The sequence below is a fragment of the Acidovorax sp. KPB24-07 genome (assembly GCF_057543315.1).
This window is the reverse complement of the sequence record NZ_BAAJYS010000598.1, coordinates 1-1,559: the sequence shown is the minus strand read 5'-3', so window position 1 is coordinate 1,559 and position 1,559 is coordinate 1. Positions and strand designations below refer to the sequence as shown.

General features: G+C 73.3%; 1 protein-coding gene. It reads left to right on the top strand.

Annotated features, from left to right (window positions below; all coding sequences use genetic code 11):
• Positions 1-538: 538 nt before the first annotated feature.
• Positions 539-1,559 (top strand): diacylglycerol/lipid kinase family protein (locus AC27IQ_RS24225; protein WP_487091090.1); only part of this gene is annotated, 1,021 nt, incomplete at its 3' end.

Here is a 1,559-nt window from a genome sequence, read left to right as displayed (position 1 = left end):
CAGCGCTCGGTCCAGGGGGCGACCCACCGGGCCCCATGCGTGCGCAGCGGCCCGTTGGCCGCCCAGGCCGCAGCGGCGGCCACCAGCGCGATGGCCAGTCCCCCGGTCCAGACGGTCAGGGGGTGCGATCCGGCCCACAGGGCCATGGCCTGGACGTCCATCATGCGCGGGTCTCCAGTGGGGCGGGCCATGGGTTCGGGCGCGGCTGCGCGGGGCGGGCAGGGCAGGGATGGCGGTGGGGCAGTGGCATGGATCGCGCAGCGAGGGAGTGGACCAGGGCGGCAATGGTGGCAGGCGCGTGGCGGGCGGCCCATCCCATTTCCTGGCGATCCGTCGGGGTTTGCGGGCTGCTGCGAGCGGCGCGCACAGCGGCGGCGTGGCGTGTCGGCCATGGCTGACAAGGGGTGCGCCTGACTGCCGATGCACCCGTGCCCGGTCCGTGTGCAGAATCGGGCGTCCCGCGGTGCGGGCACCGATCCCCGAGCCTGATCGGGTCCAGCCCTGCGCAGGGTGACACTCCCTCGAAAGCCTTCCCGACATGCCATCCAACGACCTGCCAGCGTCCATGCCAAGGGGCCGTGGCCCGATCCATCTGGTGGTGCCCCACCGGCCCGGCGCCGACCATGGCCAGCTGCGAGCCCGCCTCGAGGGACTGGCGCCCCTGCAAAGCAATGCCGTGCAGTGGCACGTGCCCGCGCAGCGCGCCGGCATCGTCCAGGCGGCCGAAGAGGCCGCGCTCGCCGCCCAGGCCGACGGCGGCCTGGTGGTGGCCGCGGGCGGGGACGGCACCATCAACGCGGTGGCCACCGCCGCCTGGAAGCACCAGGTGCGCATGGGTGTCATTCCGGTCGGCACCTTCAACTATTTCGCGCGAGAGCAGAGCCTGTCGCTCGACCCGGAGCAGGCGGCCAACGACATCCTGGCCGCCATGGACTCGGGCGATGCGCGGCCGGTGAGCGTGGGCTTCGTCAACGAACGCATGTTCCTCGTCAACGCCAGCGTGGGGCTGTACCCGCGCCTGCTGGAGCAGCGCGAGCTGGCCTCGCGCCGCTTCGGCCGCTCGCGCTGGGTGGCCATCGTGTCCGCGGTGTGGAGCTTTTTTCGGCCGGCCTCGGCGCGCCGCTGGCGCGTGGCGCTGCGCCAGCACCGGGTGGCCGATCCGACGCGCGAGGAGTTTTTCGCCTCCACGCTGTTCGTCGGCAACAACCCCCTGCAACTGGAGCGCCTGGGCATTCCGCAGGCGCAGGACGTGGCCGAAGGCGACCGCCTGGCGGTGCTGCTGCTCAAGCCCCAGGACCGCGCCGCCACGGCACGCACCGTATGGAATGCCGCCGTGGGCCAGCTGGCGCGCGATGAAGCCGTCATCAGCCTGGCCTGCGCCGAGATGGTGGTGGAGCCCACCTGGCGGCCGCACCGCGTGAAGGTGGCCTTCGACGGCGAGCGCGAATGGATGGCGCCGCCGCTGCGCTTTCGGGTGGAAGAGCGCCCGCTGTGGCTGGTGGCGCCCACCGCCACGGCACGCGACGACGATCCCGCCGCCGAGGGCGCCGTGCCGGTGG